The 22192-nt window shown below is 65.9% G+C and carries 25 protein-coding genes; 12 read left to right on the top strand and 13 right to left on the bottom strand.

Going from position 1 to position 22192, the window contains the following annotated elements; all coding sequences use genetic code 11:
* Positions 1 to 322: 322 nt before the first annotated feature.
* Together A5760_RS08935 and A5760_RS08930 are read right to left on the bottom strand one after the other, a co-directional pair.
* A complete protein-coding gene (locus A5760_RS08935; RefSeq protein WP_064879758.1) occupies positions 323 to 3226 on the bottom strand; it encodes an RND family transporter in 2904 nt (967 codons plus the stop codon).
* Complete coding sequence (locus A5760_RS08930) at positions 3223 to 3648, bottom strand: MmpS family transport accessory protein (protein ID WP_064879819.1); 426 nt, start codon at positions 3646 to 3648, stop codon at positions 3223 to 3225. The genes A5760_RS08935 and A5760_RS08930 overlap by 4 nt, the downstream gene beginning before the upstream one ends.
* Before the next feature lie 274 nt (positions 3649 to 3922).
* On the opposite strand from A5760_RS08930, the gene A5760_RS08925 reads away from it, so the two are divergent.
* Entirely contained in the window at positions 3923 to 4594 is a 672-nt protein-coding gene (locus tag A5760_RS08925; protein WP_064879756.1) for a TetR/AcrR family transcriptional regulator, read from the top strand.
* Between the two features lie 19 nt (positions 4595 to 4613).
* Here A5760_RS08925 and A5760_RS08920 read toward each other — a convergent pair whose 3' ends face one another.
* Genes A5760_RS08920 through A5760_RS08905 form a run of 4 tightly spaced genes read right to left on the bottom strand, consistent with a single transcriptional unit; the run spans position 4614 to position 8854 of the window.
* On the bottom strand, positions 4614 to 5882 hold the full coding sequence (locus tag A5760_RS08920) for an amidohydrolase family protein (RefSeq protein WP_064879754.1): 1269 nt from the start codon (positions 5880 to 5882) through the stop codon (positions 4614 to 4616).
* Positions 5883 to 5895: 13 nt separating this feature from the next.
* The gene (locus A5760_RS08915) at positions 5896 to 7110 is read right to left on the bottom strand and encodes an amidohydrolase family protein (protein WP_064879752.1); all 1215 of its coding nucleotides are present in this window, start codon (positions 7108 to 7110) and stop codon (positions 5896 to 5898) included.
* Between the two features lie 5 nt (positions 7111 to 7115).
* A complete protein-coding gene (locus tag A5760_RS08910; RefSeq protein ID WP_064879750.1) occupies positions 7116 to 7919 on the bottom strand; it encodes an acetoacetate decarboxylase family protein in 804 nt (267 codons plus the stop codon).
* Complete coding sequence (locus A5760_RS08905) at positions 7916 to 8854, bottom strand: SDR family NAD(P)-dependent oxidoreductase (RefSeq protein ID WP_064879817.1); 939 nt, start codon at positions 8852 to 8854, stop codon at positions 7916 to 7918. The genes A5760_RS08910 and A5760_RS08905 overlap by 4 nt, the downstream gene beginning before the upstream one ends.
* Before the next feature lie 65 nt (positions 8855 to 8919).
* Here A5760_RS08905 and A5760_RS08900 point away from each other — a divergent pair, with 65 nt between their 5' ends.
* The gene (locus A5760_RS08900) at positions 8920 to 9807 is read left to right on the top strand and encodes an IclR family transcriptional regulator (protein ID WP_064879748.1); all 888 of its coding nucleotides are present in this window, start codon (positions 8920 to 8922) and stop codon (positions 9805 to 9807) included.
* Here A5760_RS08900 and A5760_RS08895 read toward each other — a convergent pair.
* Positions 9804 to 11078 (bottom strand): amidohydrolase family protein, encoded by a 1275-nt coding sequence (locus A5760_RS08895; protein WP_064879815.1) that lies wholly within the window; start codon positions 11076 to 11078, stop codon positions 9804 to 9806. The genes A5760_RS08900 and A5760_RS08895 overlap by 4 nt on opposite strands.
* 128 nt (positions 11079 to 11206) lie before the next feature.
* Between A5760_RS08895 and A5760_RS08890 the strand changes: the two genes are divergently transcribed.
* The 3 genes from A5760_RS08890 (at position 11207) to A5760_RS08880 (ending at position 12322) form a co-directional block, all read left to right on the top strand.
* Entirely contained in the window at positions 11207 to 11425 is a 219-nt protein-coding gene (locus A5760_RS08890; RefSeq protein WP_064879813.1) for a hypothetical protein, read from the top strand.
* Between the two features lie 86 nt (positions 11426 to 11511).
* Complete coding sequence (locus A5760_RS08885) at positions 11512 to 11886, top strand: DUF4189 domain-containing protein (RefSeq protein ID WP_064879746.1); 375 nt, start codon at positions 11512 to 11514, stop codon at positions 11884 to 11886.
* Positions 11887 to 11980: 94 nt separating this feature from the next.
* The gene (locus tag A5760_RS08880) at positions 11981 to 12322 is read left to right on the top strand and encodes a DUF732 domain-containing protein (protein WP_155764268.1); all 342 of its coding nucleotides are present in this window, start codon (positions 11981 to 11983) and stop codon (positions 12320 to 12322) included.
* Between the two features lie 51 nt (positions 12323 to 12373).
* Here the strand turns inward: A5760_RS08880 and A5760_RS08875 are convergent, their stop codons facing one another.
* The gene (locus A5760_RS08875; RefSeq protein WP_064879811.1) at positions 12374 to 12721 is read right to left on the bottom strand and encodes a DUF732 domain-containing protein; all 348 of its coding nucleotides are present in this window, start codon (positions 12719 to 12721) and stop codon (positions 12374 to 12376) included.
* A 145-nt stretch (positions 12722 to 12866) separates the two neighbouring features.
* Positions 12867 to 13499 carry a TetR family transcriptional regulator gene (locus A5760_RS08870; RefSeq protein ID WP_064879742.1) on the bottom strand — a complete coding sequence of 211 codons (633 nt, stop codon included), beginning with the start codon at positions 13497 to 13499 and terminating at the stop codon, positions 12867 to 12869.
* Between the two features lie 72 nt (positions 13500 to 13571).
* Between A5760_RS08870 and A5760_RS08865 the strand changes: the two genes are divergently transcribed.
* From A5760_RS08865 to A5760_RS08840, 6 genes are all read left to right on the top strand, one after another.
* A complete protein-coding gene (locus tag A5760_RS08865; protein WP_064879740.1) occupies positions 13572 to 14402 on the top strand; it encodes a mycofactocin-coupled SDR family oxidoreductase in 831 nt (276 codons plus the stop codon).
* Positions 14403 to 14409: 7 nt separating this feature from the next.
* A complete protein-coding gene (locus tag A5760_RS08860; protein WP_064879738.1) occupies positions 14410 to 15231 on the top strand; it encodes a mycofactocin-coupled SDR family oxidoreductase in 822 nt (273 codons plus the stop codon).
* Positions 15215 to 16045, top strand: a complete 831-nt coding sequence (locus tag A5760_RS08855; RefSeq protein WP_196772035.1) for a carboxymuconolactone decarboxylase family protein — start codon at positions 15215 to 15217, stop codon at positions 16043 to 16045. Before A5760_RS08860 ends, A5760_RS08855 begins: the two co-directional genes overlap by 17 nt.
* A gap of 25 nt (positions 16046 to 16070) precedes the next feature.
* Positions 16071 to 17534, top strand: coding sequence for an aldehyde dehydrogenase family protein (locus tag A5760_RS08850; protein ID WP_064879734.1), 1464 nt, complete (start codon positions 16071 to 16073; stop codon positions 17532 to 17534).
* Positions 17535 to 17623: 89 nt separating this feature from the next.
* Entirely contained in the window at positions 17624 to 17836 is a 213-nt protein-coding gene (locus tag A5760_RS08845) for a hypothetical protein (RefSeq protein WP_007774815.1), read from the top strand.
* Between the two features lie 294 nt (positions 17837 to 18130).
* Positions 18131 to 19051 carry a cation diffusion facilitator family transporter gene (locus A5760_RS08840; protein ID WP_064879732.1) on the top strand — a complete coding sequence of 307 codons (921 nt, stop codon included), beginning with the start codon at positions 18131 to 18133 and terminating at the stop codon, positions 19049 to 19051.
* Positions 19052 to 19063: 12 nt separating this feature from the next.
* Here A5760_RS08840 and A5760_RS08835 read toward each other — a convergent pair whose 3' ends face one another.
* From A5760_RS08835 to A5760_RS08820, 4 genes are all read right to left on the bottom strand, one after another.
* A complete protein-coding gene (locus tag A5760_RS08835; RefSeq protein ID WP_064879809.1) occupies positions 19064 to 20020 on the bottom strand; it encodes a cytochrome c oxidase assembly protein in 957 nt (318 codons plus the stop codon).
* Positions 20021 to 20050: 30 nt separating this feature from the next.
* Positions 20051 to 20395 carry a DUF732 domain-containing protein gene (locus A5760_RS08830; RefSeq protein ID WP_064879730.1) on the bottom strand — a complete coding sequence of 115 codons (345 nt, stop codon included), beginning with the start codon at positions 20393 to 20395 and terminating at the stop codon, positions 20051 to 20053.
* A gap of 46 nt (positions 20396 to 20441) precedes the next feature.
* The gene (locus A5760_RS08825) at positions 20442 to 20762 is read right to left on the bottom strand and encodes a DUF732 domain-containing protein (protein WP_064879728.1); all 321 of its coding nucleotides are present in this window, start codon (positions 20760 to 20762) and stop codon (positions 20442 to 20444) included.
* 125 nt (positions 20763 to 20887) lie between these two features.
* Positions 20888 to 21214, bottom strand: coding sequence for a DUF732 domain-containing protein (locus A5760_RS08820; protein ID WP_064879726.1), 327 nt, complete (start codon positions 21212 to 21214; stop codon positions 20888 to 20890).
* 123 nt (positions 21215 to 21337) lie between these two features.
* Here A5760_RS08820 and A5760_RS08815 point away from each other — a divergent pair, with 123 nt between their 5' ends.
* Positions 21338 to 22099: a Clp protease N-terminal domain-containing protein gene (locus A5760_RS08815; RefSeq protein ID WP_064879724.1), complete on the top strand. Its 762-nt coding sequence runs from the start codon at positions 21338 to 21340 to the stop codon at positions 22097 to 22099.
* The last annotated feature ends 93 nt before the right edge of the window (positions 22100 to 22192 follow it).

The following is a 22192-nucleotide window of genomic DNA, read 5'->3' as shown; positions in this document are numbered from 1 at the left end:
CGCCCGGACTCCGGATCTTCAATCGTCTGAAGTGAGGATCTTGTATCGCGCGGCGATGAGGTCGCGAGGCGTCCCCACGTCAACGAGGCCAGTGGACGAAGTCAGAGAAGCAGCCACTCTCCCGGTTGGCTTAAATAGTATGTGCCGCAATAAAATACGGCCCTCCCCGCTGCTTTGAATCCCCGCGGAATGAGGATTTTCTCACCCTGAACCGGCTGCCGACACCTCTTCTACAGCAAACAGGCTATGCGCCCGGTCCGCAAGCACCTACACGTTTGCGAAGGCGCGCGGTAGCTCACCGTCGGCCAATCAGCGGTACGGGTTACGACACTGGCACCGGGTCCGTCCGGTGGCGCGCTGGCCGCGGCCAAGGCTGTGGAACTGGTCGCGGACGGACGCGCTGCGGCCACCAGAACCAGCGTCCGAGCAGAGTCGCCACGGAGGGTGTCATCAACGAACGCACCACCAGGGTGTCGAACAGCAGGCCCAAACCGATCGTGGTACCGACCTGGCCGATCACGATCAACTTGCTCGACGCCATCGACATCATGGTGAAGGCGAACACAAGGCCGGCCGAGGTGACGACCGATCCGGTGCCGACCATGGCGCGAATGATGCCGGTGTTCAGCCCGGCGTGAATCTCTTCTTTCATTCGCGATACCAGCAGCAGGTTGTAGTCCGATCCGACCGCCAGCAAGACGATGACCGACATCGGTAGCACCATCCAGTGCAGGGGGATACCAATCATGTGCTGCCACAACAGAACCGAAAGCCCGAACGAGGCGGCCAGGCTCAGTACCACCGTCCCGACGATGACCGCCGCGGCAACCACGGCCCGAATGAGCACCACCATGATGATGAAGATCAGGATCAGGGCAGCGACCGCGACAATCAGTAGGTCGTAGTCGGCGCCTTGCTGTAGGTCCTTGTACATCGCCGCGGTGCCGCCGAGGTAGATCGTCGATCCCTCGAGCGGGGTTCCCTTAATCGCGTCTGCGGCAGCGGTTTTGAGCGGCTCGACGCGCGAAGTACCTTCCTCGGTCAACGGATTGCCCTGGTGAAAAATTGTGAAGCGTACGGCATGACCGTCGGGCGACAGGAACAGTTTGATACCACGTTTGAAGTCGGCGTTGTCGAAGGCTTCCGGCGGCAGGTAAAACGAGTCATCGTTCTTGGCGGCATCGAAGGCTTCGCCCATGGCCGTGGCGTTTTGCTGCATGGCCATGGTTTGGTCTTGCTGCGCTTTCTGGACCTGGTACTGGTCGAGCATCATTTGTTTCTGGTTCTTCATCGATTGGATCATCGGCGGCATCAGGGCGACCATCCGCGGCATCACCGCATCGAGACGCTCGATGTCCGGCACCAGATCGGCAAGGTCGTCACTCATGGTGCCGACGCCGTCAAGAGCGTCGAACACCGAACGCATCGCCCAGCAGACCGGGATATCGAAGCAGTGTTTTTCCCAGTAGAAGTAGCTGCGCAGGGGTCGGAAGAAGTCGTCGAAATCGGCCATATGGTCGCGCAACTCCTGCACATCAGAGCTCGTTTTGTTCATCTTGGTGGCCATGCTGTGGGTGATGGCCGCCATCTCCTTGGTGAGGCTCTCCATGATTTCCATCGAGTCGATGGTGATCTGCATGTCGGCGGCCTGTTGCAGCGTGTTGCTCAACGTCTTCTGGGTGTAGTCGTTGGTCATGATCTGGCCGGTGCTGTTCATGCTGATCGTGAACGGGATCGTGGTGTGCTGGATCGGCCGTCCTTCTGGCCGGGTGATGGTCTGCACTTGGGCGATGCCATGCACTCGGGCCAGAGCTTTCGCAATCTTGTCGATCACCAGGAAATTGGCGGGATTTCGCAGATCGTGGTCGGTTTCGACCATTAGCAGATCTGGATTCATCTTGGCCTGGGAAAAATGCCGATCGGCTGCCGCGTACCCGACGTTGGCCGGGACGTCACCGGGTAGATAAATGCGGTCGTTGTAGGTGGTGTAATAGCCCGGCAGAGTCAACAGGCCCACCAGGGCCAACAGGATCGCGCAGATGAGAATTGCGCCCGGCCACCGGACGGTTGCGGTGCCGATGCGGCGCCAACCCCGGGGCTGCGTCCAGTTTTTGGGCTCCAGCACCTTGCCGAAACGAGTCATCACCGCAATCAGCGCGGGGCCCAGGGTCAAGGCCGCAGCCACCACGATCGCCATGCCGATCGCCAATGGGATCCCCATCGTCTGGAAGTACGGCAGTCGGGTGAAGCGCAGGCAGAAGGCCGCTCCGGCGATGGTTAGCCCCGACGCCAGTACGACATGTGCGGTACCGTGGAACATGGTGTAATAAGCCGACTCTCGGTCTTGACCGAGCCTGCGTGCCTCCTGATATCGGCCGATCAAGAAGATCGCGTAGTCGGTGGCCGCCGCGATGGCGAGCGTCACGACCATGTTGGTCGCGAATGTCGTCAACCCAAAAGCATTGTGGTAGCCCAGGAATGCCACTATCCCCCGCGCCCCGGACAATTCGAGCACGACCATCGCGAGCACGATGCCCACCGTGACGAACGACCGGTAGACGATCAGCAGCATCACGATGATGACAGCGAAAGTGAGCATTTCGATGACTTCCATGCTCTTGTCGCCCGTCGCGTTTTGATCCGCGCTGGTTGCCGCCGGCCCTGTCACATACGCTTTGACACCCGCAGGCGCCGGCGTGCGAGTGGCGATATCCCGCACGGCCGCTACGGATTCGTTGGCCAGCGCCTCTCCTTGATCACCGGCGATGTAGACCTGAACGTAGGCGGCCTTGCCGTCGACGCTTTGGGCAGCCGCCGCGGTCAGCGAATCGCCCCAGAAATCTTGGACGTGCTGGACGTGCTTGGTATCGGCCCGCAGTTGCTGTACCACGCGGTCATAGAAGTGGTGCGCGTCGGGGCCCAATGCCTTATCGCCTTCGAGCACGATCATCACCGAGCTACTCGTGGAGAACTCCTGGAAAACCTTGCCGACACGCTTTGTCGCGATCATCGACGGCGCATCATTGGGACTCATCGATACCGCGCGCATCTTCCCCACCGCTTCCAGCTGGGGCACAACGGTATTGAGGACAACGACAACGGCCACCCAGGCCAATATGATCGGCACGGCGAATACGCGGATCATTCTGGGTATACGCGGACGGGCGGCCGCAGGTCGAGCGACCGGAATGGCATCGGTCGGGGCGTCAGTCACTTGCATGCTCATGCTGACTTCACCAGGCAATAAGTCTCGGCGTCGACGCCCGTGGCGGTCCGTTGATCCTTGACCTCGTCATCGACGGTGATTCGGCAGGTGATGCTCTGACCGGCGCCTTGGGCCAAGATGTTGGGCGTGGCCGCGGGCGCCGTCGTGCGTAACGTCAAAGACCATGGCAGAGGCACGTTTACGGCTCGCTGAGGCTTGGCATCAAGGTCCAGGTAATTGATGACCGCCGTGGTCGCAGAACCGAACACCTCATAGGTGACGACTTTCGGGTTGAAGGATTCCGCACTGTCGGAGCTGTTGGACGTCACCAAGACGGCGTTGGAGCCGAAGACTCCATGCAATTGCATGACCGTGGCGCCGCCGACCGCGACCGCCACCACGACCAGCATCGGCAGCCACACCCGCCCGAGCCAGCCCTTCATCGCGCTCGCCCAACGTTGCAGCGCCCGGCATTCGGGTTGCCCGCCGACTCGCACTCGTAGTGGCCGGTAGCCGAATGACGTAATCCGGATCGGTTCATGGCGGCGGTATCCAGATCGGCAATCAATTGAGGGCCTTTCAGCGACTCGAGGCCACCATCAGAGCCGGCGACCGATGAACGTCTAGCTAGGCAACCTAACGAGATAAGTGGATAGAGTCAATCCGCTTAGGCAAAGTGTAGCCGCGGTTACACTTCTCCGGGTGAGCGCTTGTGAGATGACAGGCCGCCGGCTCCGGAGAGACGCTCAGCGCAACCGGCAGCGGGTGATCGAGGCCGCGCGCGAACTCTTCGCTTCAAGAGGCCTGGAGGCCACACTCAACGACGTCGCTCACCATGCGGGCGTGGGAGTGGGGACCGTCTACCGGCGCTTCCCCACCAAGCAGGACCTGCTCGAAGCGATCTTTGAAGGCGGCATCGATGAACTCACCGCCCTGGCGGAAACGGCGTTGCGTCAGCGTGACTCTTGGCAAGGCTTCGTGTGGTTCGTCGAGCAAATGTGCGGGCTTACCGCGGCCGACCGAGGAATGCGGGAGATCGCTTTCAGCAACGCTTACGGAGGCAATCGAGTAGACGCCGCCAAGGCCCGGCTGGTGCCGAGATTGACCGAGTTGGTCGAACGTGCCGAAAAAGACGGTCATTTGCGTCCGGGGGTGTCGCCGAGCGACATGCCTATCTTCGGACTACTGGCCGGAACCGTGAGTGAGTACGCGGGGCATGTCGATGCCGAGCTGTGGCGCCGGTACGTGGCGATCGTCCTCGAAGGCCTGCGGCACCGCAGCGACCAGACGCCGCTACCGGTAGACGCACTCGACGATGAACAGCTTGATGCGGTGATGCAAACCTGCAGCCTGCAGTGCCCTGCTGAACCATCGCCCCGAGGGCGTTGAAGAAACGTACTGAGCGACCTCAGTTCTCCACGAGGTCGGGGATGGGCTCCGCGTCCGTCAGCCAATGGCGACCGGCCCTGCGGGCCGCCTCCCACTTGGGGATGCTCACCGCGTCGTCCTGGCCCAGGTCCTCAGGGGTGGGGCCGATGCGGTCGGCCAGCCCGGCGAGGGCATCCAGATCGAAGTTGTAAATCTCGGCCGCCGCCAGGCCCAGCATCTGCCGCGTCTCCTCGACGGGGATGTCCCAGAAGGAGCGGCGTAGCCAGTCGCGGGTGTGCGGCCAAGTCCCCTCCGGATGGGGAAAGTCGTTGCCCCACAGCAGGTTGGGGACGCCGATCTCGTAGCGCCGCGCCAGCTCCCTGCGTTCGGTGGTGGTCGCCCCGATGAAACAATTCCGGTCGAAGTAGGCCGAGGGCGGCATCGTCAGGTCGCCCTCCATCATATGGCTCATCTTCTTGGCCGAGTGCTCACGCAGATACCGCGTATCCATCAGCCACAGAAGGTCATTCGCCCAAAAGGCACCGCACTCGGTGACCCCCCATCGCAGCCGGGGAAAGCGCTCGAACACGCCGGACCACAACGCAAACCACAGGGGCCGGGCACCCCACCAGCGCACCTCGGTGACATAGATGCCCAGGTGTCCTCCGTACTCCTCCTGCGGGGCGGGGCCGGAATGGGTATGGACCGGCATCTGCAGGTCTTGGCAGGCGGCCCAGACCTTGTCGTAACGACGGTCGTGGTAGGGCGGGTAGCCGACCCAGCGCGCCGGAATCAGAATCCCGCCCCGCAGTCCGGACTCTGCCGCCCGGGTGATCTCGGCGACCGCTGCGTCGATGTCCGCCAGTATCGGCACGACCGCGACCCCGGCCCGCCGCTCGGGGTTGTGGCTGCACAACTCGGCCAACCAGCGGTTGTGGGCCCGCGCCCCGGCCATCGCGCGCCCGGGGTCGAGGTCGCCAGACTGGCCCAGGCCGGCCCCGAACGGAGCCCCGGCGACCCCGGTGACGGCGTCGGCATCGGGGAAGATGACCTCGCCGACGACCCCGTCGCCGTCTAATTCCTTGTCCCGCAGGCCTACATCCCATCCGCCGGCGATGCCGTCACCATGCTCGGAGAACCACTGCTCGGCGAACTCCTCGTCGATGAATCCGCCCGCCTGGGCCGCGGCCGTCTTCTCGGCCAGGTAGACCTCGAAATCCTCCCGGTATTCGGGGTCGACGTATTCGCGGTACCGCTCGGTCGGAAGCTCGGCGTGGGTGTCCGCGCTGATGATGATGTAGGGGTTCACGGTGGACCTTTCGCTACCAGGTACGGATCGGGTCGGGTTCGAAGACGGTGCTGCGCGCGTCGGCGGGCACCGCCGCCAGCGGCTCGGCAACCTCGGCCACGGTCGGGCCGATCCGGTCGACCAGGGGGGCGAGGGCCTCGAGGTCGAAGCCGTACACGGCCGCTGCATTCCCGCCCACCATGGCCGCCACCTCTTCCACCGGGACGTCACTGAAGGTGTGGCGCAACGCTTCTCGGGTGTAAGGAGCGGTCCCCTCGTAGTGCGGGTAGTCACTTCCCCACATGATTCGATCGATGCCGATACCGTGGCGCTCGGCGCATTCCACGGGTCGCATGAAGCTGGCACCGACATAGCACTGACGGGACCAGTACTCGCTGGGCTTGAGGGTGAGCGAGCCGGCGGTGGGCCCGGCGAAACGCGCGATCGCCGAATTCGCCCGCCCGTAACGGACCGCCGCGACATCGAGCGAATCCAGGGTCGCCGGTATCCACCCGGCGCCCTGCTCGGTGAACACCACCGTGAGATCCGGATGACGATCCAGCACACCACTGAAGATCAAGTGCCACAACGCCCGATGGGCCCACCAGTGCGTCTCGTACACCCAGACCGCGAACGAACTACCCCACCCGTCCGTCGGAGTCGGTCCGGCGTTGCCGCCGTGATGGTTGACCACCAGGCCCGCCTCGTCGCATACCGCCCAGAGCGGCTCCCAGTGCTCGGCGTAGAGCGCGGGAATGCCCGTGCCCGGGGCGACCCCGGGCAGCAGCACACCGCCGCGCAGCCCCAACTTGGCGATCTGTGCCACCTCGGCGACGGCTTCGTCGAGATCTGAAAGCAGGATCTGGCCCACCCCGGCGCGCCGCTCGGGCGACAACGAGCAGAAGTCGGACAGCCAGCGATTGTGCGCCCGAAGCCCGGCCCAGCGCAGCTCGAGCTCCCGGGCGGTCTCCGGCGGGGGCGCGGCCAGGCTGGCCTGAGGAAAGAACGGCGGCACGGTATTGGGGAAAATGACCTCCCCCGCGGTGCCTTCACGATCCAGATCGGAGTTGCGCCGATCGCTGTTCCAGTTGCGCTCCGCCTCGGGCTCGGTGAGGTCACCGAACGGGTTGACGAAAGTCTTTGCCCAGCCGTCGAATTCATCTCGGTATTGCGAATCGAGGTAATCGCGGTAGCCGAGCAGGTCGGCGCCGGCGTGGCAGTCGGCCGAAATGACCGTGTACCGGTCCATTTGCGCTATGCCCGCGCCGGCTCGGGCCGAGGGGCGGCGAGCAGGGCCACGTCGTCGTAGCGCTGGTGCACGTACGGTAGCAGCCATTCCTGCGGCACCGGCGCCGCGATCCGCCCCACCTGGATGGTGCGCCGGCGACACCACGTGATCGACCGGATTTGGCGAACGACGATGTCGGCCACCGGATCCAACGGCGACTCCCCCAACTCGAGGGTTCCGTCGATGTTCTCCAACAGCTCGTAATGCCGGTGGTACTCGCCGTAGACCAGGTGTGGGTCGGTGATGCCGCCACCATCGGGGGCACGCAGGAACTTGAAGTAGAACTCGGTGTTCATCTGGTCGGGCGGCAACTCCGCCGGACCGTCGACTTGACCGCTCACTTTGATGAGCTGATAGCCCAACCGGTCAACCGTGGCGGTGATACGGTCCGCGTCGCGCTCCACCTCGATGTGAGCCAATTTCTTTGGTTCGCCGAATGTTTCGCGGCCGCCGGTGACGGACTGTTCGGTGGACTGGGGCATGAACAGGGGGTAGTCGCCCTCGCGTTCGCCGTGCCGGGCGGTCACCGAAAACACCGCCGACCCGAAGGGCGCCATGCCCTCTATCCGGACCCGCTGCAGCTGGATTCGCACCAGCGGTTCGGCCGTAGGCTCCAGCGGCCTGGGTAGCACGGCCGCGACAATCTCCGGATCGGTGAGGTAGGTGACGGTCACCGCCTCGGTAGCGATGGGCGCCTTGGTGGCATCGATCTCGTGGTCGACCTGCGCCTCGGGTGGGCGGGGGCCGTAGCGAATTGCTCTGCTGCTCACCGCTTTTCTCCTTCCGTTTCCGAGTCGCTTCCGGCATGTCGGCCGAGGACGTCGACCAGGTAATCGGGCGCGCCGCGATTCAGGATCGATGCCGCCTTGCTGCTCACGACCTCATCGGCCGGTGTGGGCGGACCCATCATCCAGAAGCGGTCTGCCCGGATTCCGTCCACCACCTGGTCGGCGACGGTCTCGAGCGGGGCGAACTCGACATGCGCCCCGGCAGCCTCGAAGCGGGCCACAACCTTGGCCAGTGTCGCCTCGGGTGTGCGGCGTTCCTGGGTCGCGGCGTAGCGCTCCGGCCGGTGCCGCCACGACTCCCAGATGCCGGTGTTCAAAAAGCCGCCCGGGAAAAGGACGTGCGCCCGAACCCGCGTCCCGGTCATCTCCAGGTGCGTGTAGAGGCTCTCGGTCAGGCAGAGCACCGCGGCCTTGGTCATCGGGTAGACCGCGGTGGCGGGTCCGCCCATGGCCCCTCGGGCGATCGGCGCGAATCCGCCGTTGCCCGAGCAGGTGTTGACGACGTGCCCTTCGCCCTGCTCGAGCAGGATGGGCACGAAGGCCTTGATGCCGTGGATGACGCCCAGCACATTGACGTCGATCCCCCAGCGCCAATCGGCCAGGTCGTGTTCCCACATGTACCCCTCGGAGACCCCGCCGGTGCCGGCGTTGTTGCACACCACGTGCACCGCGCCAAAGCGCGAGAGCGCCTCCTTGGCCAGCGACTCGACCGACGCATAGTCGGTGACATCGGTGACCACCCCGGCCACCTCAACGCCCTCGTCCGCGAGTTCCCGGGTCGCCCTGTCCAGCGGTTCGGCGAGAACGTCGGCCAGCACCACTTTCATGCCCTCTTGACCGAAACGCCTGCCCATGGCACGGCCGATGCCGCCGGCTCCACCGGTTACTACCGCCACCTTGCCCGGAAGGACCTTCATTGTGGCCATCGTCACATGGTCGCGCATGGCACCGCAAGCGGTCGCATTATGCGACTATTGCGCTTATGGCTCCGCGTCCCTCACCACAGACCGAGCGGGTGGTGAATCTGTTCGAACAGCTGGCAGGCGATACGAGCCGGGGCATGACGTTGGCCGAGGTGTCGCGCCAGTTGAGCGTGCACAAGGCCAGCTGCCATTCGATGCTCGCCGAATTGCTTCGCGCCGGCTGGCTGCTGCGCGACCCGGTGCGCAAGACGTATCACCTCGGTCCCGCCCTGGTCCGGCTGGGCCGAGAGGCGTCGGCCCGCTATCCGGCCCTGGTGTTGGCCCGTTCCGCGATGGCCGAGCTGTCGGCCGCGACGGGCGCTCACTGCGTTGCGTTCTCGGTGAGCGACGACTACTCCACCGTCGTCGATCAGGTAAGAAGCCCGCATGGCGGCGGTCACCCGATGCCCATCGGTACCCAGTTCCCCCACCGCCCTCCGTACGGGGCGTCGACGGTCGCCTGGGCCGGGCCGGAAGCCCGGGAGAGTTGGCTGGCCGCGCTGCCCGAAGACGTGCGCGATCGCTACCGCCGGGCCATCACCTCCGCCCAGCAGCGCGGCTACGCGGTCGGTCTGCACATCCTGCCTGATCTGCGCCTGCGGGAACTGGCGCAAATCGTGCGCAGTGCCGAGGTGCGTTCCACCCGGCTGAGCCGGCTGGCGCACGAGTTGACCGACGAACTCATCCACCAGGAGGAGTGGTTCCCGGTCGACTTGGACCCGGACCGCAGCTACGAGGTGAGCCACATCGACTCCCCGATCCTGGAACGCGACTCCCGCATCGCGCTGATGCTCAGCCTGGTCCCCAGCGCCGAGCCGATGAGCGGCGCGGCGGTCACCCGACTGGGAGCCCAACTCGCTGCTGCGACAACGCGACTCAGCGCCGCGTTGACCGAAGAGTCCGGTTAGCGTCGTTCCGGAGCCAGCCGCTTGAGGGCCAGCCCTCCCTCAAACGGCCGGTAGCCGAAAGCGGCCGGGGCGCGATAGCCGGTGTCCTCCAAGGGAGTGTGCACCTCGGCGACGGTGGGGCCGATCTTGGTCGCCACGGGCACCAATGCGTCGAGATCGAATCGGTACAGGCGACCGGCATTGCCGCCCAAGATCTTTCGGCAGGCGTCCTGCGACCTGTCGTGCAGAGCCCAGCGAATGGCCAACTTGGAGTGGGGTGCAAAGCCTTCCTCGTGCGGATAATCACTACCCCACATGATGTGATCGGGGCCCATGAAGTCGATCATCGCGCCGTCGAACGGCATCAGCTCACTGGCCAAATAGCAGTTCCGCTGCACGTATTCGCTCGGAGTCAGGGTCAGCGCATCGACGGAGGACCCGCCGAACATTCCGTAGGTGCGGTTGCCGGCGTCGGACTTCATGGTGGGCACCATGGCGTCGAGGATGCCGAGCTGGCCGGGCACCCACAGCGTGCCCTGCTCGGTCGGCACGAATCGCAACGTCGGATAGCGCTCGAAAACCCCCGCCAAGATCAGGTGACCGAGGGTGCGCTGGGCCCAGATCGCCATCTCGGTGATCAACACCGCGTTGGACGCCGGCTGGTCCATCGGCATCTCGGGGCTGCCGGCACCCGCGTGCTGCACCACCGTCAGGTCCAAGTCCGCACACAGCGCCCAAATCGGTTCATAGCGGGTGTGAAAAAGCGGGGCAACGAGCGGGTCACCGGGCGAGACCGCCGGAATGAGCACGCCACCAAAGCAGTCCTGCTCGGCGCCCCAACGGATTTCTTCCAGCGCCAGCTCGATGTCGTTGGGAAAGATCTGAATCAACCCGCGGCGCCGGGCCGGAGCCAGCGAACAGAAGTCGATCTGCCACCGGTTGTGCGCCTGCACACCGGCCCAACGCTTCTCGAAGTCCGCTCGGGTGCGGGGCAGGCTGATGGTGATGTTCGGGGTGCTCGGGAAGAACGGCGGAACCGTGTTGGGCAGCAGCACCTCGGCGGCCACCCCGTCGGCGTCCATCTCAGAGATCCGGAGCTCGTGGTCCCAGTTCCGATTGGCGGTGGCGACGATCAGATCGTCGAACGGGCTGGCGTAGGCCTTGGCCCACCCATCGAACTCCTGGTGCAGCCGCGCCGGCAGATACGGCTTGTAGCCGTACAGATCCGCACCGGCGTGGGTATCCGTCGAGATGACGACATAGCGATCGAGCGTGTCCCAGGTTGTAGCCATCGCATCCTCCACCGAAGTATGCCGAGTATAGAAGAAACCGATCGACTCGCGAAGGGCGAATTTGTTCGTGAGACCCACAGGTGGCCCGAGGATTTCGTGCGGCGCGGCGGCCGGAGCACAATGTGGGCGTGAGTTGGACGAGGTACACGGGCCGAGCGGACGCTGATACCGCCCTGGACGGCGACGCGCTGCATGCCGAGCTCGAAGACCGCATCCGCGTGGACAATCCGCATCTGACCGACATCCGGCTCGAGCGGGCAACCGCGACCGAAGCTTTCGCCGCGCAACGCAGCCGGCGGTGGTACGACGTCACCTACCTGGCCGAAGACCCGGAAGACAATGCGTAGCCTGGCGACGCGGCGGCCCATTTGCCCGCGCAGTCACCGTCCTTGGCGCTAAATTCCTCTCCTGAGCATTGCAAAGGAGTGAAGCGGTGCGCTCGATCATTGCCATCGTCGTTGCAGTCGTCAGCGGTATGGTCGCGCTGCCGACGCCGACGGCCCGGGCCGACGACGACTTCGTCGCCCTGGCCGTGTCCGTCGGAACCGGACGAGCCGCCGGCTGGGGCACCGGGGGCAGTCAGGACCAGGCGAACCAGATCGCGCTGGCCCACTGCACCGCCGAAGCCGGTGACGCGTGTGAGGTCGTGGCCGGCACGCGCAACGGCTGCGCATCGGTCGCGTTCGATCGTGCCTCCGGCCGGTTCCAGGGCGGCTCGGGTCCCGACACGACGGCGTCCGCGAACGACGCGCTGGCCAGGCTGGGGTCACCCAACGGCCGGATCAAGACCACACACTGCTCGTCCTGACGTGCACGCGTCAGCGCACGAGGGACACCGACTATCGTTCAAGGAAGTCGTCCTTGACTCGCCGCCGATTCGGCCCGCGCACCGAGGGGAGGCCATCACCCCGATGAAGCCTGGAAAGTGGTCGCCCGCCTGCGCGATGTTCCTGGCCGGCGCGGCGCTGACCCTCGCAACGCCGGCGGCAGCGGACGACACCGACGACGCGTTCATCGCGAACCTCTCCAACGGCGGAATCACCATGCCCGACAACGGAAATGCGATTGCGATGGCACATGCGGTGTGCAGCGGCCTCGAGGCGAATCCCACCGCCCCGATGCTGGCGTTTGTACTGGCGAGGGACACCGATCTGTCGCCGAGACAAGCCGGCTACTTCGTCGGGCTTTCGGTAGCCACCTACTGCCCGCAATACAAAGACAGGGTCGGCCCTTCGGTGGGCTGAACAGCTGCCCGAATTACGTGACCGCAGTCGCGGCCGCACAACGGATTTCGGCTAGCAGTGCTCGGTCCAGCAGCGCTGCAGCGGGCAGTAGGTCGAATGTGCCAGGCTCACCATGGATCCGACGTCTCCGAACGTCACGTTCCTCGGATCCAGCGTTTGGTGGATGCTCTGGGCGATCTGGTCATACGTCCAGCCCCACCCGATGTCGTCGCAGATCAGGCGGCCCATTCCGGTGAGGGCGGCGTCGTGCTCGGGCGGCCAACTGAAACCGGCGCCGCGCAGTTGAGCCAGGTATGCGTCGTCGAGGGGATCGGCGGTAGCGACCGCGGCGCTGGCAACCAGAGCCGCGCCCGCCAAGACCGGGACGGCCAACGCGGCCAGTCGGCGAGGTGAGGACATCATGCGCTTCCTTTCTTCTGGACGTTCACGATGCCGTCGACCCATAGCGGCATGAACACGAAGAATAGGGACAGCCGGGAAAAAATGGCTTATGAACGGCTGAATAATCGGATTTCCGCACCATTGCAAGCGTGCGACGTCGGCGTCAGCCCGGTGTCACGCCGGCGGAACCGTGCTCGTAGGCGGCGGTCAACCAGAACACTGTGCGTTCGATCCCGGGCACGATTTCGGTGACGCCGATCTCCCCTTGCGTGAACCGGGTGAGAAGCCCGTAGACCACGCCGGTGAGGATGAGCTCGAGATCCTTGGCGAAGCCCGGCTCTGCTTGTGCCAGAACGGCTTTCGCAACGGGCACCACGGCGTCGACACCGCGCTGGATCAGGCGCTTTCCGCCGGGGCCCGATCGCGCCTGGAAGTAGGAGCGCAGCATCAACGGATGGCGTTCCCAGGGTTCGAAGATGGTCCTCATCACATGCATCAGGTCTACATAGATCGACTCGCCGGGCAGATCATCGATCAGCGACGGCAGGGCCGCATAGCGATTGGCGTCCATCCACCCGTCGAGGGCCGCGACGATGAGCTCGTCGCGCGTGCGATACCGCTTGTAGATGGTCGCCAGGGAAACCCGCGCCCGCCGGGCCACCTCGCGCAACTGCACGGCCTCGTAGCCCTCGTTATCGAGCATCTCGACCACGATGTCCAGGATCGGATCGGCTTGCTGCCCGGAAGTGCCCTCCGCGGCCTGCAGCGAGGCCCCTTTTGCCGTCACAGTAACCATGTTACTGTGCGCAGGTGAGTAACGGCGTTACTCTGCCCTGATCTGGGCCGATGAACAGAGAGGACGAGCGCCGTGGGTGCAATAGACGGCAAAGTCGCCTTCATTACCGGGGTGGCGCGCGGCCAGGGCCGCAGCCACGCGGTGCGGCTCGCCCGCGAGGGGGCCAACATCATCGGCATCGACATCTGCGCCGACATTCCCGCCAACGGTTATCCCATGGCCTCCCATGAGGAGCTGGACGAAACCGTCGCGCTGGTCGAAGAAGCCGGCGGCAAGATGCTGGGCACGGTCGCCGATGTCCGCGACTTCGAGCAAGTCAAGACCGCGATGGATGCCGGCGTCGAACACTTCGGCCGCCTCGACATCGTGCTGGCCAACGCCGGGATCGCGCCGTTGGCGTTTCGGCAGTTGAGCATCGAGGAGGAGCTGGCACAGTGGCGCGCGGTCACCAGCGTCAACCTCGACGGGGCCTACCACACGGCATGGGCGGCCGTCCCGCATTTGTTGTCCGGCAACCGCGGCGGGGTCATCATCTTCACCAGCTCGACCGCCGGCATCAAGGGTTTCGGCGGCCTGCAGGGCGGCGGCCTGGGCTACGCGGCATCCAAGCACGGCATCGTCGGACTGATGCGCACCCTGGCCAATGCGCTTGCGCCGCTGAGCATTCGGGTGAACACGGTGCACCCGACCGCGGTGAACACGATGATGGCGACCAATCCCGACATGACCGAGTTCCTGGAGAAGAATCCCGGAGCGGGTCCCCACCTGCAAAACCCGATGCCCGTCGGCATGCTGGAACCCGAGGACGTCAGCGCCGCGATCGCCTACCTGGTCTCCGACGAGGCGAAGTACGTCACCGGCGTGACCTTCCCCGTCGACGCGGGCTTCTGCAACAAGGTTTGATACGCGGATGACAACGAACAACGCAACGGGCCGGGTCGCGGGCAAGCGGATCTTGATCACCGGGGCCGCGCGCGGCATGGGACGCTCGCACGCGGTGCGGCTGGCCGAAGAGGGCGCCGACTGCATCCTGGTGGACATCTGTTCCACGCCAGAGGGTTTGGAATATCCGCTGGCCACCGAGGATGACCTGAACGAGACCGCGCAACTGGTCGAGAAGCACGGCCGCCGGGCGATCACCCAAGTCGTCGACGTGCGCGACGAGGCCGCCATGAAGTCGGCGGTCGACGCGGCCGTCGGCGAACTCGGCGGACTCGACGGCGCCGTCGCCAACGCCGGCGTGCTCACGGTCGGTACCTGGGACACCACCAGCGCCGAGCAGTGGCGGTTGGTCCTCGACGTCAACCTCATCGGCGCCTGGAACACCTGCGCGGCCGCACTCCCCCACCTGGTCGCCCAGGGAGGCGGGAGCCTGGTCAACATCAGCTCGTCGGCCGGCATCAAGGGCACCCCGCTGCACGTGCCGTACACGGCGTCCAAGCACGGCATCGTGGGAATGACCCTGGCGCTGGCCAATGAGCTTGCCGCACAGAGCATTCGCGTCAACACCGTGCATCCCACCGGGGTGGCCACCGGAATGGCGCCGCCGAGCATGCACACGTTGATCGCCGAGCAGCGGCCCGACCTGGTGCCCATCTTTCTCAACGCCCTGCCCGCACCGCTGATCGAAGCGTCCGACGTGAGCAACGCGGTGCTCTACCTGATGTCCGATGAATCCCGTTACGTCACAGGACTCGAACTGAAAGTCGACGCCGGTGTCACAATCCGATAAGGCTGCCATCCGCGACGGTGCGCGACATGAACGTGGGGTGCGCACCTTCGCCGAGGTGATGACGATCGACCCGCCCGATGGCGACAGCCCGTACCGGGACGGGCTGATCGACTTCGTGTTCGGCGAGGTGTGGTCACGGCCGGGCCTCAGCCGCCGCGATCGACGGTTCGTGACCCTGGCCTGTGTCGCGGCCGCCGATGCGCAGGCCCCCCTGGAGCAACACGTCTACGCCGCGCTCAACAGCGGTGACCTCACCATCACCGAAATGCGGGAAACCGTGCTGCATTTCGCAGTCTACGCGGGCTGGCCGAAGGCGTCCCGATTCAACATCGCGGTGGACATGCAGTGGGCCAAGATCGCCGAGGCGCGCGGCGAGGCACCCCCTCCCCCGGAACCGTTGCTGCCGCTGGTCACCGCCAGCGATCCCGAGCAGCGGCTGCGAGGCGGCGAGGAATCGTTCAAGGAGATCAACTGCCTGCCGTTCGCGCCGATGCGTGACAACCCGTATTCGGGGGCGGGCATTCTGAACTTCGTCTTCGGCGAGATGTGGCTGCGCCCCGGGTTGGGGATGAAGGAACGCCGGCTGATCACCGTCGCCTGCGTCGCCTTCCAGGACGCCGAAATCCCGATCATGTCCCACGTGTACGCGGCGCTGAAGAGTGGCGACGTCTCCTTCGAGGAGATGGACGAACTCGCGCTGCAGTTCGCGGCGTACTACGGCTGCGCCAAGGCCGAATACCTCAACCAGGTGATCGCGGAACAGAAGCAGCGGATGAGGGCCGAGAACCAGGCCGAGCACACGTCCGTCGGCTGACACCACAACGGAGGAAAACTCTCCCATGACGGCAACCGCGCCCTCACCACCGCGCTCGGGCGCGTTACTCATTGGCGGAGAACGCATCACCACGGCATCGGGCGGCACCTATGCGCACGTCTACCCCGGCACCGGCCGGCCCAACGCGACCATCCCCATGGCCGGCGAGAGCGAGATCGACAGGGCAGTCGGCAGCGCCTGGGAGGCGCACCGGGAATGGATGTCCTATCCCGTCGATCACCGCCGCGACCTGCTGTTCGCGTTGGCCGATGTGGTGCGCGACCATTTCGCGGAGCTGACCGAGCTCAACGTGCACGACTACGGCGTCCCGGTCTCGGTGGCCGGTAACTCCGTGCTGACCGAACGATTCCTGCGTTACTACGCGGGTTATGTCGACAAGACGCACGGGGCAAGCACTCCCGTCGCCGGCGCGTTCGACGTCAATCTCGTCGAACGCGAGCCCTACGGCGTCGTCGGCGTCATCGCGCCGTGGAACGGACCGCTGGTGGTCGCCGGCGCTGCAGTGGCTCCCGCGCTGGCAGCGGGCAACGCGGTGATCCTCAAACCCTCCGAGCTTGCGTCGTTGGCGCCCTTGCGCTTTGGCGAACTGTGCATCGAAGCGGGCCTGCCGCCGGGACTGGTGAACGTGTTGCCGGCCGGTCCGGAAGGCGGTGACGCGCTGGTGCGTCATCCCCGGGTCGGCAAGATCCACTTCACCGGCGGCCAGGCGACCGCCCAGCAGGTGCTGCAAGCGGCATCGCACAACCTCACCCCCGTGACGGCCGAATTGGGCGGCAAATCCGCCTATCTCGTGTTCGCCGACGCCGACCTCGACATGGCCGCCGTCATCGCGGCCCACCAGGGGCCGATCACCCAGGCGGGCCAAAGTTGTGCCTGCGCCTCACGGATCCTCGTCGAGGCATCCGTGTACGACCGCTTCGTGGAGAAACTGGTGGCGACCGTGCAGGCCGCCAAGATCGGTGATCCGTTGCAACCCGACGTGATGCTCGGTCCCGTCATCACCGAAGCCGCCGCTCAACGCATCCTCGGGGTCATCGACCGGGCGGTCAGCGAATCCGCCGGTGATCTGGTCACCGGCGGACGACGACTGGGTGGCGAGTTGGCGTCGGGCTATTTCATCGAGCCGACGATCTTCACCAACGTCGACAACCGTTCCTCACTGGCGCAGACCGAGACCTTCGGGCCGGTGGCTTCGGTGATGCCGTTCGGCGACGAGGCGGAGGCGGTCCGGATCGCCAACGATTCCCGTTACGGTCTCAATGCCTTCGTGGCGACGTCCAACCTGGAACGTGCACACCGGGTTGCGCGTCAGCTGCAGGCGGGCTCGGTGTGGGTGAACAGGCACAGCGACATCGAGCCCCAGGGGCCCTACGGCGGCTACAAGCAGAGCGGGTTCGGCCGCACCGGGGGCATCGAAGGCCTGTACGAGTTTCTGCAGGTGAAAAACATTCGCATCGGCATGAGCTGACGTTCTCGAATTTGCGTCCCAACCGGCAGAGGTTGCCGTGAAATATTGTGCAGACCAAGTATTTCCGCTAAAGGGGTAGAGTCGCGGGCATGAATTTGGTCGAGTGGCTCAGGACGCCCCGCTATCTGCGGACGCGTTTCATGATGGAAACGCGGCCGTTGAACCGCCTGGAAATGGAGATCGTGTTCCTCGAGGTCGCCGCGCGCGACGCACTCGTACGCCTACCCGTGGCATTCATGATCCTGCCCAAGAGCCCCCGCCCCTGGCGCGATGGCCCGTCCAACCCGGAGCAGGCCAAGTAGCGGCGGCCCTGCACCCCGACCGCACACTGTTCCTGTCCTGGCCGCCACACGACCAGGACGTCGGCGCGCGAATACTGCTGGCCTACAACGGGAATCGTCTCATCTACGTCGGTGATGGCCGAAGCGGCGGCACGGGTGATGACCGGATGCATCAGATCCTCGAAACACAGTGGGCCGAAGTCGATTCCCGTCAACCGGTGCTGTGGTGGGGCCGACGCGACCGGGTGACGGTGTACGAACGCAGGGGTACGTAAAGGACTTGGGAGCCGCCGCTGGGTAGGGCATGCTGGCGGTATGCATGTGATCAAGGGAGTGCGCGACCCGGCGGCAAGCTTTCCCCTCGACAACGCGGCGGACGATGCCGGCGAGCGCCGGCAGGCCAATCGCGCGGTTGCCGTCAGCGCCGTCGGACTGGCGCTGACCGGCCTGGTCGAGTTGGTCATCGCGCTGCTGTCCGGCTCGGTGGCGCTGCTGGGCGACGCGCTGCACAACCTGTCGGACGTCTCCACCAGCGCGCTGGTGTTCATCGGCTTCCGCGCCTCACGCAAGCTGCCCACCGAGCGGTATCCCTACGGTTACGAACGCGCCGAGGACCTCGCCGGGATCGGGGTGGCGCTGGTGATCTGGGGCAGCGCCGTCGTCGCGGGTTTCGAAAGCGTCACCAAGCTGCTGCGTCATGGCGGCACCGGTTACGTGGGCTGGGGCATCGGCGCGGCCGTCGTCGGCGTGGTGGGCAATCAGCTGGTGGCCCGCTACAAACTGGTGGTGGGCAGGCGAATTCGGTCGGCCACCATGGTGGCCGACGCCAAGCATTCGTGGCTGGACGCGTTGTCGTCGGGCGGTGCGGTGCTCGGGTTGATCGGCGTGGCACTGGGCTGGGGCTGGGCCGACGCGGTCGCCGGGATCGTGGTCACCGGGTTCATCTGCCACGTCGGTTGGGAGGTGACCACCGATATCGCGCACCGCCTGCTCGACGGCGTCGACCCCGACATCATCACCACCGCCGAGGCCGTCGCCGCCTCGGTTCCCGGTGTGACGCATGCGCACGCCCGGGCCAGGTGGACCGGGCGGACCCTGCGCGTCGAGGTGGAAGGGTTTCTGAACGCCGACACGTCGCTGGCGGCCTCCGACCAGATCGGTCGCAGCGTCGCCGCGGCGCTCGCGCCACGGATCCCGGAGATGCAAAGCTTCACGTGGACGGCACGCGCGGCCTGAGGCAGCCGCACCTCAGCGGCGGAACCGCTCCCGCAGCTGCGGGTCGTTCTCCCACCAAAGCCCCGACGGCGCAGGGGTTTCACTCTCGGCGCTGCCGCTCTCGGCGCTTCGCGCCTCGGCCTCGTCCAATTCGGCATCGACCGCGACGGCGTGGACCTTCTCGTCGCGAGACATGGCGCGCATCAACAGAAGCACGAAAGGCCACCCGACCAGATCCCCGAGGATCCACAAGACGCCGGCACCGATCGTCTGGTCGAGCCGGGGGTCGGGGCCCCAAGACCGTTGCAGCCCCGCGTAATACGCCGCGCCGATCAACGAGCCCTGCCAGATGACCAATCCCAGGACACCGTCGCCCAGCGCCTCGGCGACGGTGATCAGCAGCGAGATCGACTGCGGGTACCTGTGTGGTACGGGGTCTTCCTGCAGCCGGGCATAGAAGTAGCAGAAGCCGAAGACCACCAACAGGATTCGCGTCGGCTCACCAACCCACTCGGTCCGCAGGGCCGCGGTGTACCACGGCGTCAGGTACAGCAGCCACGGCGTGGCGAGCATCGCCACCGACGTGGTCGCGGGATGCACGAGCACGCGCGCGAACCGGGTCGCCAACAACCGATCGATGCGGTCGCGGCCCGCCGGCCCGACGGCGTCGCGAAAGACGGTGACCGGCTTGGCCTGCGCGATGAGAAACGGCACTACGTAAAGCAGCAGCAACACCTGCAGCGCGCGCACCCAGAACAGAACGTAGGCGTAGGCACCGAGCGCGCTGATCGTGGCCAGCAGCCACACCAGTAGGCCCGCGCCGAAGCACGCGGCATTCGCGGCGCGGACCGGACGTTCGGCGTCACCGGTGCGCCGGTAGCACCATGCGTATCCCGTGGCGAGCACCGCGACGACGGCCGCGGAGACAAGGTCGACATGCCAGGTCTGAACGGCCGCGTCCCATGTCAGCGGTCCGGGATCGACGCGCACGGCCACCAGCCTATTGCGGCCGCAATCGGCTCAGTTGCCGACGGCCCCTTCCGGCTTCGGACCGCGGTCCTCGCCGGTGATGTACTTCGGGCAGTAATGCGCGGCCGAGAGGTAGGTGAACTTGGCCGCAGCGGCGCCCTGGAAGGCCGGATTCTGGTTGCGCAGGTCGGTCACGATCTTCGCGTCGGACTGGCCGTCGTCGAGCAGTTCGCACACCGACTTGCCGATGGTGATCGCGTTGCCGCCGTCCTGGTAGGTGATGCCGGCGTCGCGGAGGTCTTTGAGAAAGTCCTGATCGTTGTCGATGTCCGCGTGCGCCGGCGCGGCCAGGACGAGCATGGCGGCGAGGCTGGTCAACCCCAGGAGAAATCGCATAACGCAGTGATTGTCGCAAACGTGTTGGTGATTGGCATCTCGAGTGCTACGAGGGGTTCGGGGTGCTTGTCGTGATGGCGCTGGGGCAGTACGTGTTGGCGGCGATGGCCGCGAACTGGTTGGCCTTGTCCTGGTGCAATGCGGGGTTCTTGGACAGCAGCGTCTTGACGACGTCGGCCATGGGCGTGCCCTGGCCGACCGTGTCGCACACCCACCTGCCCGCGCCCACGGCCTTGCCCGGGTCAGAAAAGGTGATGCCGGCCGCCTGCAGCGACGCGAGGAACGCGTCGTCGGCGCCGTCGGCGCGGGCCGGCACGGCCAGGCCGATCGCGAAGGCGACGCTCGCAAAGACCGGTAGGAATCGCATTACGCAGCGATTGTCGCAGAGCCGTTGGCGAAAACCCCTACACCGCCCTCGCCCGATACGCCGCGCCGGTCGGAACGATGGTCCAGACCTGACGCCGACCCGCGTCTCGCGGGCGGGTCAGCCGGTTACGAACTCGCGGTCGTCGGGGTGGACGACGAGATGGCGTCCGGGCAGTACGCGCTGGCCGCGATCGCGGTGAACTTCTCCGCTTTCTCCTCGGTCAGTGCGGCCGCCTTCGATGTCATCGCCTTCGCGATATCCGCCATCCCCGTCCCGCCGCCGGCCGCGGAGCACACGTAGTGGGCGGCCTGGATAACTTGGCCCGGATCGTTATAGGTGAAGCCGGCCGAATTCAGCGACGCGAGGAACGCGTCGTCGGTGTCATCGGCGTGCGCGGGCGCGGCCAAGCCAACTACGGCCGCGACACTTGCCATCGTCAGAGCGAGCTTCATAACTTCGAAATACTCCCAGACGCGCGACGAGTCCGCATCTTGTGCAGCAATTTTGCACCCCCCTCAATGACTGCGTCAACCCACGGTTGACAACACCGCCCGCGTCAACCTAGCGTTGACGCCATGTCCGAGCCCGTCCGCATCGCCTACCCGATCCGCCTCGACGAGCTGATCGACGCCATCAAGTCCACCCGACCCGACGTGCTGGACCAGCTGGCCGACGCCGTCCTGGCCGCCGAGCACCTGGGCGAGATCGCCGACCATTTGATCGGCCACTTCGTAGATCAGGCCCGCCGCTCCGGTGCTTCCTGGACCGACATCGGCAAGAGCATGGGCGTCACCAAACAGGCCGCCCAAAAGCGCTTCGTCCCCCGCGCCGAGGCCGCCGCCCTCGATCTCGAACAGGGGTTCGCGCGCTTCACCCCGCGGGCGCGGGGCGCGGTGGTGGCGGCGCAGAACGCCGCGCACGAAGCGGGCAACGACGAGATCACCCCCGATCACCTGCTGCTCGGTGTGCTCGGCGATGCGGCCGCCCTGGCGACGGTGTTGCTGCAGCTGCAGAAGGTCGACACCGAGGCGCTGCGTGCCGCCGCGACCGGCGCGATCTCCGGGCTGCGCGCGGATGCCGAACCGCCGCAGCTCATTCCGTTCAGCGGGCCGGCGCGCAAGGCGCTCGAACTGAGCGTGCGCGAGGCACTTCGCCTCGGCCACAACTACGTTGGCACCGAGCACCAGTTGCTGGCGCTGCTGGAGCTGGAGGGCGGGGACGGGCCGCTGCACCGATGCGGCGTCGACAAAGACCGGGTCGAGGCGGATCTGATCACGGCGCTCCAATCCCTGTCCGGCGGCGGGAACGCCGCTCCGGGCGCGGCCGGAGACGGCTGACCGGTGCGCCCGACCCCTCCCTTCGGCATCACCGCGTGTGCAATCATGCGAGGGTCCCCTGCTACGGCGCCGAGGAGGCACGACATGGCGAAG

The sequence above is a fragment of the Mycobacterium colombiense genome (genome assembly GCF_001665835.1).
Lineage (GTDB): Bacteria > Actinomycetota > Actinomycetes > Mycobacteriales > Mycobacteriaceae > Mycobacterium > Mycobacterium colombiense_A.
Note: the sequence above shows the minus strand (reverse complement) of the source record. Positions and strands in the feature narration are given on the sequence as shown.